This window comes from Paenibacillus zanthoxyli JH29, from assembly GCF_000520715.1.
Classification (GTDB): domain Bacteria; phylum Bacillota; class Bacilli; order Paenibacillales; family Paenibacillaceae; genus Paenibacillus_AQ; species Paenibacillus_AQ zanthoxyli.
In genome coordinates, this window is the sequence record NZ_ASSD01000475.1 from 1 (window position 1) to 9,011 (window position 9,011).

A 9,011-nucleotide genomic window follows, 5' to 3' on the forward strand; every position below is an offset into this window, starting at 1 on the left:
TGAGCAGCATTTCTTCGTCCGCCTTCTCGCGCCCGCAGGCGATACAGGAATCCAAATGCGGACCGTAGCCGGCCGCTTGAAGTATTTTCATCTCGAACAGATTAATAATGACTCCCGGTTCCTTGCCTTCCTCCAGCGCATTCAGGCAGGCCGACAGCTGCCGGAACCAAAAGCTGCCCGTCTCCTCGTCATGCAGCACCCGGTCCAGAAGCTCACAGGCATAAGAGCCGTAGGCGGCTGTAATCAGATCCTCCCTGATCGAATGATGGGAGCTAATGATCTCGCCGGAATTCAGCGTACCCAGCCCTCCGTTATTTCTGAAAAAAACATATTGCCCGAGCGTAAACGGCTGGATCAGAGCAGCATGGCGGCTTTTTACCTTTTTGGCTCCACGGACCAGCACTCCTATCTTGCCCGCGTTCTCGGTGCAAAGCGTAATGATTGCATTCCCCTCGCCGTAGTCCATACTGCGGATGACGATCCCTTCCACCCTGTGTAGCATGCCTCTTCCCCTAACCACTCGGCAAGCAACCAGTTCTTACTTCGCTTCTTGGTCATAGACCTGCTCTTCTTCCGCTGCTGTCTCCGCCGCCGAACTCAGCGGTTCTCCCGCTTCCCGGTACAGCAGATAGGCATCGACATCACCAGTCATTGCAAAATACTTCCACGAAAAATCTCGCATTCGTATTTATCCCCCTTCGCAAAAAACGATGTCTTCCTAAAAGTAGGATGTGCGATGAGACGGGTTCTATCCTTGCAATTACTGGCAGTCATTTGCGGTGAAGATCACTGATCCTTGTGGAAGCCCAAATCGCGCAGCACGCGCTCCTGATTGCGCCAGTCTTTTTTCACTTTTACCCAAAGCTCCAGAAACGTCTTGGACCCAAGCAGGTTCTCAATATCGGTACGGGCTCTTCTGCCGACTTCCTTCAGCATAGCGCCCTGTTTGCCGATGATAATGCCTTTTTGCGAATCCCTCTCGACAAAAATAACCGCGGAGATATGCACCACGCCGTTCGGTTCCGCCCGCATATCCTCAATGGCGACCGCAATGGAATGCGGCACCTCCTCGCGGGTCAGATGCAGGATCTTCTCGCGGATCAGCTCGGCGATAACAAATTGCTCCGGATGGTCGGTCACCTGATCCTCCGGATAATATTGCGGACCCTCCGGCAGGTATTTCTGCAGCTGCTCCAGCAGTGTATTTACATTGCTGCCTACCTTGGCTGAAATGGGAACGATCTCGGCAAAATCATGCAGCTTGCTGTATTCCGAAATCAGCGGCAGCAGCGCTTCAGGTTCCAGCTTGTCGATCTTGTTCATCACCAGAATGACCGGCGTCTTCAGACCTTGAAGCTGCTCGGCAATGAAACGGTCGCCTCCGCCAAGCCCCTCGGCAGCGTCAATCAGAAACAGGACCGCCTCCACTTCTCCGAGCGTGCTCATCGCCGTCTGGTTCATGTAATCGCCCAGCTTGGATTGGCGTTTATGGATGCCGGGCGTGTCGAGGAAGACGATTTGCGAATTGTTCGTCGTATATACCCCGTGAATTTTGTTGCGGGTCGTCTGCGGCTTGTCCGACATAATGGCGATTTTCTGCCCGATGACCTGATTCATCAGCGTTGATTTGCCTACGTTGGGCCTGCCGATGATGGCGACAAAGCCTGATCTGAATTTCATATGATCTCAACCTTTCGAGTCTTTTTCGATCCCCCTAAATCCCCCTTAGCCAAGGGGGACCCCAAGGGCCCCGCCCTCTGGACACCCGGAACTGGGCGTACCTGCTACGGGTGGAGCATTAAAGGAGGTGCGGCGAATGACACGCTTACGTTCCCTGCGGTCACCCGCTCCGTTTGGCGCGGGAAGAGCGGAGCGCAGAGTGACGTGTGACTGAATCCCCTGCTACTGCGTGCGGACAACCGCTAGCGGCTTTGCCGCATCGCTTACGCTTGCGCGAACACGTACGCGCTTCGGCAGCGGGGGCCCTGCTACTGCGTGCGGACAACCGCTAGCGGCTTTGCCGCATCGCTTACGCTTGCGCGAACACGTACGCGCTTTGGCGGCGGGGGTCCTTCTACTGCGTGCGGGGAACCGCTGGCGGCTTCGCCGCATCGCTTACGTTTACGCGAACACGTGGACGCTTTGGCGGCGGGGGTCCTTCTACTGCGTGCGGACAACCGCTGGCGGCTTCGCCGCATCGCTTACGCACTTACGCTGGAGCCTGTCCCTGCTTTAACTCATCAGGGCCAAAAGCTCCTGGCAGCAGCTCGCGTACGGTTGTTTCGCGAATGTCCCCGTTCATGTTCCCCAGAATAATCTTCATATCGGGATCGCACAGCTCAACAATTACCTGCCGGCATGCGCCGCAAGGCGTAATCGGCAGGGCAGTATCGCCTACAACGGCAAGCGCTTTAAAGCTGCCGCGTTTATGCCCCTGGGCCATGGCGCTGAATAGAGCGGTGCGCTCGGCGCAATTGGTGACACTGTAAGCGGCGTTCTCGATATTGCAGCCATGATGAACCTGACCGTTCTGATCCAGCAGAGCGGCTCCTACACCGAAGCGGGAGTATGGGATATATGCTTTGGCGCGGGCTTTGATCGCCTCTTGCAGCAGTGTATTGGAATCCATAATTGGGTCCTCCTGTAAGTTCATCTTTGGTATATTATCCGAGAATATGCTCGCTAATACGATTAAAAAAGCAGAGCAAAGACAAAGATGGCGGAACCGCCCAACGGCTTATCCGCCTTTTCCATCTATAAGTTGTATTCCGATTATGACATAAGTGCTGTAATCCAGTCTATCACCGGATGATAAAAAACATAGATGCCCGCAATAACAGCAAACGCTGCGGCCAAGAACACGGCTCCGGCGGCGGTGTCCTTCGCCGCTTTGGCCAAGGGGTGAACCTCCGGCGACACAAGGTCGACGACCGACTCAATCGCTGTATTGATCAGTTCGGCCGCCAGCACGAGTGTAATCGCGAGCAGAAGCAGCAACCAGTCTCCAGGCGATACATGCAGCAGCGCGGCGAACAGCAGCACAGCGGCGGCAAGGCAGGTATGCACCTTCATATTCATTTCGGTCCGGAAGGCCTGCCTGAGCCCCTGAGCCGCATACCAGAACGACTTCCAGAAACGTTTGGGGCCTACCGCCGTATTTTTGGGCATCAGCGGGTCAACCCTACCTGCGACAGCACCTGCTCCTGCTTGCCCATCATTTCCGCCTCGGAAGCCTCATCTTGATGATCGTATCCGAGCAGATGCAGAAATCCGTGCACGAACAAAAATCCCAGCTCCCGCTCCAGCGAATGTCCATAATCTTTTGCCTGCTCCTTGGCGCGTGTAACGGAAATAATTATATCGCCAAGCATATCGGGAAGTTCCTCCGCTCCATCCTCGCTAACTTCATAGATGATTTCCAGTTCATCCTCGGCGGATTCGTTCAGCGCGAAGGACAGCACATCGGTGGGCCGGTCGATGCCGCGGTACTCCTTATTAAGCTCATGAATCCGCTCATTGTCGACAAAGGTCAGATCCACCTCACCGGCGTCAATCCCTTCAAGCTTGCCCGCTTTTTCCAGGATGCTTTCCAGCAGCGAGATCAGCCGATCGTCGATTTCCATTTCTTCTTGCTCATTGCTCCAAACCAGCTGCAGGCTCATGCTATTCAACGGCCCCTTCCTCTTTTTTCGGCTTTTTCACTTCCTCCGGATACTCGATACGCGAATGGAAAATGCCCATCACCGTTTCTTTCAGCGTCCGGGCGACAATGTCCAGCTCTTTCAGCGTCAGATCGCATTCATCGAATTGATGATCGTCCAGACGACTCTTGATGATCTTCTCGATCATGGTCTCCACCTGGTTTACTGTGGGGCTGCGAAGGGAACGGACGGCCGCTTCCACGCTGTCGGCAATACCGATTACTGCAGACTCTTTGGACTGTGCCTTCGGACCGGGGTAACGGAAATCATCTTCGGTGAAATCGGGCTCTATCCCTTTTTCCTCAGCAAGCCGCAGCGCTTTATGATAAAAATAATGCAAAAAAGTCGTTCCATGATGCTGCTCCGCGATATCCCTGATCGGCTTGGGGAGCTTGTACTCCTTCAGCATTTCCACCCCGTCGCGCGCATGCGCGATAATAATCGACTTGCTCAGCTTGGGATCGATGGAATCATGCGGATTCTCCATATTGTTCTGATTCTCGATAAAATAGAACGGGCGCTTCGTCTTGCCGATATCGTGATAATACGAACCGACCCGGCAGAGCAGGCCATCCGCTCCAATCGCCTCGGCCGCCGCCTCCGACAAGTTGCCCACCATTACGCTATGATGATAGGTACCCGGCGTTTCCGTCAGCAGCTTGCGCAGCAGCGGGTGGTTCGGATTGGACAGTTCAACCAGCTTGAGCGCGGACAAAATGCCGAATGTCGACTCAAAAAAAGGCATAAGGCCAATGACCAGCACAACAGTCACCAGTCCGCCGGCAAAAGCGAAACCGATGGCATACAGCGTATGAATCTGCTGCCATGCGCCATTCCCCAGCAGGTTTGTCATAAAGACGGTCAGCGAGCCGAACAGACAGACCATGATGCCGCCCTTCAACAGCGTCGTGCGCTGCCCCGCCCGATGAGTGGCGAATAAGGCTACATACGAAACGACCAGCGCAAAGAAACCATAGTTGAAATCAAAAATCATATTCTGCTGCACATTCAGAATAACGCTGGCCAGTACAGCGAACAGAATGGTGCAGAAATAGGCAAGCGTGATATCCAGCAGAAGCATGACAAGCATCGCCCCGATGGCGACCGGCGCCAGAAAGCCCATAAACGGCCGCGTGTCGCTCTGCAGAAACGCTGCAAGACGCAAGGATATAATCGTGATCACAAAGACGAGCACCAGCATCAGAAGCTGAGAATTATTGTACTTAAATCCGGAAGAACCGGATGCGCCGGACTGCCGGATAAACATCAGCAGACCGATTGAAAAGAGCGCTGCAAGGATGAGCAGTCCAAGCTGAGGCCAATAATCGACATTGCTGCGCAGCAGCCCATTCTCGTCCAATAGCTGATACAATTCAGGCGTAATGTGCTGACCTTTGTTGACGAGCACCTCGCCCTGCTCGATATAGACCGGCGGCGTATTTTCCCGGGCCTGCACTTTAGCTTCTTTGGTGGCGTCCTCATCATAGAATTTATTGGCCGTGATCGCCAGACGGGCCAGCTCTTGAACCACCTCGCGGGCCGTTCTCTGAGAGAGCGAACTGATGCTAACCTGCTCCGCCACCTTGGCGCGCGCAGCATCGGCATCGGCAATCTGGTCATTCATCAGCCTGCTGACAATATCCCTCGCCACGGGCTTCATCTCAATGATGTCCTGCGAGGTCAGCCGCGGTATTTTGATAAACGTTTCTTCCGGTATGGAATAGACCTGCTCCTTGATCTTCGACTGCATTTCATTCAAAAGATTATCCGAATAAGTTCCGCTGCTCCGGCTGGACGCAACAAAGCTCAATATGAAATCATTGGCCCGCTGCGGAATCTCCTCCCGGTAAATGGAGGTCTTGTCGCTTTGGGAAATGGTGTCATCCTGATTGAGACGGTCGATACGATCCAGCAGAGAGGTAACGAGATTCTCCGCCCGGATCGGAATAATCTGATATTTCAGCGGCACGTTCTCGGCCGCTTGTTCCTCGGCCTTCAGCGTTGCCTTAGTGTCTTTAATCTGCTTAGGCGCCGTTATCTCCTTGGCGCTGAGCGTGTTTTCCTTGATGTCGTACCGTTTAGGCAGCAGATCCGGTGCCAGACTGAAATAGACTAGGATACCGAGAAGCAGAAAAAGAGCATAGCGAGTCGCCCTGCTATACTTCCATCCGCTCACATTGTAAGTGAATCCGCTGAATTTAGATGGTTGCTTTGAAGCCATGGTGACAGTCCCCTTTATTCAAGGTTTTCGGCTGAGCGTTCATAGGCAACGATGATTTTCTGTACCAGGGAATGCCGCACTACATCCTGCTCCGCAAAATACACGAACCCAATATCCTCGATGGAGGACAAGATCGCATTGGCCTCGATAAGACCCGATTTCTTTCCCCGAGGCAGATCGATTTGGGTTACGTCGCCCGTAATAACCATCTTGGAGCCAAAGCCGAGCCGGGTCAGGAACATCTTCATCTGCTCCGGCGTCGTATTTTGCGCCTCATCGAGAATAATAAACGAATCGTCAAGCGTGCGCCCGCGCATGTAAGCCAGAGGCGCAATTTCGATCAGTCCGCGCTCCAGAGCCTTGGCAACCTGGTCAGGTCCCATTACGTCGTATAGAGCGTCATACAGCGGCCGGAGATACGGGTCTACCTTCTCCTGCAAATCTCCAGGCAAAAAGCCCAGGCTCTCGCCGGCTTCCACCGCCGGGCGGGTCAGAATAATGCGTTTGACCGATCCTTCCTTCAAAGCGGCAACAGCAAGCACAACGGCAAGATACGTCTTTCCGGTTCCCGCCGGACCGATGCCGAATACGATATCCCGTTTCTTGATTGTCGTTACATAATGCTTCTGTCCAATCGTCTTGACCCGGATCGGCTTGCCGCGGAAGGTCGTGGTAATTTCACCTTTGAACAGATCAAGCAGCTGATCGGCGCGGAAATCCTTCGCCAGCTCCACTGCATACTGCACGTCCCGTTCGCTCAAAATATAACCGCTTCGAACAAGGGAGAGCAGGGACTGGAACAGCTGTGCCAGCATGTCCACTTCCCGTTCGCCGCCATGTACCGTAAGTTCCGCCTCACGTGAGTCGATACGGGCGGGGATTTCTCTCTCAATCAGCTTTAAAAAGCTGTCCTGCGGGCCGAAAAGCGCCAGCGCTTCTCCCGCATTTTGTAAAGATATCTGTATGTTTGCAGTCTTATCTGACAAATAGCCTCATTCTCCTTGGTTGTATACTATCGGAAGCTCCTCCGCAATTCTCTCTTCCACTTCAAAAAGCACTTTCATATAAACTTTACCATTCTCTTTCTTATCATGCAAAATTTTTTGGCTTTTGATGACACTATCGCTGCCATAGCGGGCCGCAATATCAGCCTCCGCCAGAGCCAGCCCCGCCTGCTTCGCCGCCTCCGGCGTCAGCGCTTCCTGAGTCTCCTTGACTTCCATTTCTTTCTCTGTCATCCATCCGATCGGCAGCCGGATATTACGCCAGGTCAGCGGATCAAGCTCGGTCAGCGTGCGTGACTCTTCAAAAGGCGATTTGCCGTAACCCCACAGCTGAACCGCCCAATTACCAAGAACAAAATAGCTTCTATCCTTCCGCTCTCCGGTATAAGCGGTATTCTTTTTTTGCAGCGGAACCTCAATATTATACTCATGCCACACCAATCCCTTAACTTCTCCTTTGGCAACAACCGCCTGTCTATTGGCCTCATCACCCAGAACTCCGGAAATAAGGATTTCGCCTTTTTTCACTCTCGCATTGCGCTGAACGACGGGTCTGCCCTGCTCGGCGTAGATATCGGTGATAACCGCATCACTGCGGCTGATGAGATGACGGGGGCTGTTAATCGGCTTTTTCTCCGGCAGCGCGGCTTCAACGATTTGAATGTTCACCGCTGTTCCGTTACGCTCGATCCCAACCCAGGATACGCCCTGGAGCCGCGCCGCCAGGTGCTTGGAGAGCTTGTCCGGAGAACCCATACGCCATATCCACTGAAAAGGGTAAATCCCTTCTTGCCGCGCGGCATCCAGCACATCCTCCGAAGCCAGCCGCTTATTCCCCTCCACCCGAACACTCCAGACGAGAGAACACAGCAGCACCAGAATAATGCCGAACAGCACCAGACCTGCGGCAAAAAACTTCCGCTTCCACAACCTGGCCGCCACGAACGGCAGTCCGATCCGTCCCGTAATATGCATCCTGCAGCCTGTCTGCTTCAAAAGCGGCCGGAGAGCGTAGAAATCGTCCAGCAGCAGCCGCAGACTTACCCCGCTTCCGGTCGCTTTTACATTCCATATGACAATTCCGGCCTCGGTGACGGCGTTAATCAGCCCTTCCACCCGTTTCCCGGAAATATGCAGCACAACAGTCCCCCGCAGCCATGACAGTGGCGGTTCCTTCATCGCTTCTCCCCGCTTTCCTTATATCTGATTTCCCCGATCACGCCCTCCACCGTCAGCTCCCTTCCCAGAATGGAAGTGATGACAAGGCCTTCTCCGGCAATTTCCAGCGATCCTTTCGAAAGCGCGAGCGTCAGCTGTCCGGGGGAAAAATTCCGCACGCCTCTATGGTTCTCAATGACCATTTCCTTGTTCCCGATAAGGGTGATCCGGGGCAGGTCGCTTAGCAGATCCTGCGGCAAATCCAGCATCCCGTTTGTCCATCCCCGCAGACTGCGGCCAATCCGGGTCATAAGTAGACGCTCCCCCTTCCTTTACTGTACACCTTATGCGGCAAGAAGCTTATTTATGAGAGCGAGCGGTTTGAATTCAATGGAAAGGAGTCTGCCAAAAAAGGAAAAACGGGAGACCGCCGCAATCGAAGTTCGCCGTTCCTAAAATAGGCTGACGAGCTCTTCATTTTGCGAACGATACACCCGTTAGGATACATCTTCGTTCATTACTTACAAATGGCCGTTACGCCGGGAGCTAATGGGTCTGCGGGCGCGCGGAGGGCCGAGAATTTCCGCCCAGATGAGCCCGCTGCGGAGATCGCTGCCTACGCTAAGAGAAGGCGAACTCTGCATGGACGGCGCCGACGAACGGGATTTCGGCCCGGCTTCGCCGTCTCCGCCCATATCGTCCGAGATCCGGTCCAGAGCACGGTGTACACGTTCCAGCTCCAGCCGCATACGCTCCTGGCGGACCTCGACTCCGTCCGCTTCCTCGGGCTGCTCCATCGACATCCCTTCTCCTGACATATAATCGGGAGTCGGGAACAGAGCAGGCTCTGGAAACGCAGGCGCCATACCCGGTCCACGGCTCTCGTCCATCTGCGGTTCCGGCTGCCGGGAGGATGAAGCGGGAACC

At 54.3% G+C, this 9,011-nt stretch carries 10 protein-coding genes and 1 pseudogene; all 11 read right to left on the reverse strand.

Annotation, left to right across the window (positions count from 1 at the left end; translation table 11 throughout):
- On the reverse strand, positions 1-502 hold a 502-nt coding region (gene recO, locus L691_RS0118255), incomplete at its 3' end, for a DNA repair protein RecO (RefSeq protein ID WP_025691849.1).
- A gap of 36 nt (positions 503-538) precedes the next feature.
- Positions 539-682, reverse strand: coding sequence for a YqzL family protein (locus L691_RS31425; protein ID WP_084654259.1), 144 nt, complete (start codon positions 680-682; stop codon positions 539-541).
- A gap of 104 nt (positions 683-786) precedes the next feature.
- Complete coding sequence (era, locus tag L691_RS0118265; protein ID WP_025691850.1) at positions 787-1,680, reverse strand: GTPase Era; 894 nt, start codon at positions 1,678-1,680, stop codon at positions 787-789.
- A 529-nt stretch (positions 1,681-2,209) separates the two neighbouring features.
- Positions 2,210-2,629, reverse strand: coding sequence for a cytidine deaminase (locus L691_RS0118270; RefSeq protein WP_025691851.1), 420 nt, complete (start codon positions 2,627-2,629; stop codon positions 2,210-2,212).
- Between the two features lie 143 nt (positions 2,630-2,772).
- A complete protein-coding gene (locus L691_RS0118275; protein ID WP_025691852.1) occupies positions 2,773-3,168 on the reverse strand; it encodes a diacylglycerol kinase in 396 nt (131 codons plus the stop codon).
- Positions 3,168-3,662, reverse strand: a complete 495-nt coding sequence (ybeY, locus tag L691_RS0118280; RefSeq protein ID WP_025691853.1) for an rRNA maturation RNase YbeY — start codon at positions 3,660-3,662, stop codon at positions 3,168-3,170. Before ybeY ends, L691_RS0118275 begins: the two co-directional genes overlap by 1 nt.
- A 1-nt stretch (position 3,663) precedes the next feature.
- Positions 3,664-5,922, reverse strand: coding sequence for an HD family phosphohydrolase (locus L691_RS0118285; RefSeq protein ID WP_025691854.1), 2,259 nt, complete (start codon positions 5,920-5,922; stop codon positions 3,664-3,666).
- Between the two features lie 14 nt (positions 5,923-5,936).
- On the reverse strand, positions 5,937-6,908 hold the full coding sequence (locus L691_RS0118290) for a PhoH family protein (protein WP_025691855.1): 972 nt from the start codon (positions 6,906-6,908) through the stop codon (positions 5,937-5,939).
- A gap of 6 nt (positions 6,909-6,914) precedes the next feature.
- Entirely contained in the window at positions 6,915-8,105 is a 1,191-nt protein-coding gene (gene yqfD / locus L691_RS0118295; RefSeq protein ID WP_025691856.1) for a sporulation protein YqfD, read from the reverse strand.
- Positions 8,102-8,395, reverse strand: coding sequence for a sporulation protein YqfC (gene yqfC, locus L691_RS0118300; RefSeq protein ID WP_025691857.1), 294 nt, complete (start codon positions 8,393-8,395; stop codon positions 8,102-8,104). Before yqfC ends, yqfD begins: the two co-directional genes overlap by 4 nt.
- A 210-nt stretch (positions 8,396-8,605) precedes the next feature.
- Positions 8,606-9,011: pseudogene (locus L691_RS29320) on the reverse strand (hypothetical protein); the annotation flags it as partial.

Coding starts and splice junctions, on each gene's coding strand:
- L691_RS31425 (WP_084654259.1), bottom strand. CDS start 682: ATGCGAGATTTTTCGTGGAAGTATTTTGCAATGACTGGTGATGTCGAT.
- era (WP_025691850.1), bottom strand. CDS start 1,680: ATGAAATTCAGATCAGGCTTTGTCGCCATCATCGGCAGGCCCAACGTA.
- L691_RS0118270 (WP_025691851.1), bottom strand. CDS start 2,629: ATGGATTCCAATACACTGCTGCAAGAGGCGATCAAAGCCCGCGCCAAA.
- L691_RS0118275 (WP_025691852.1), bottom strand. CDS start 3,168: ATGCCCAAAAATACGGCGGTAGGCCCCAAACGTTTCTGGAAGTCGTTC.
- ybeY (WP_025691853.1), bottom strand. CDS start 3,662: ATGAGCCTGCAGCTGGTTTGGAGCAATGAGCAAGAAGAAATGGAAATC.
- L691_RS0118285 (WP_025691854.1), bottom strand. CDS start 5,922: ATGGCTTCAAAGCAACCATCTAAATTCAGCGGATTCACTTACAATGTG.
- yqfD (WP_025691856.1), bottom strand. CDS start 8,105: ATGAAGGAACCGCCACTGTCATGGCTGCGGGGGACTGTTGTGCTGCAT.
- yqfC (WP_025691857.1), bottom strand. CDS start 8,395: ATGACCCGGATTGGCCGCAGTCTGCGGGGATGGACAAACGGGATGCTG.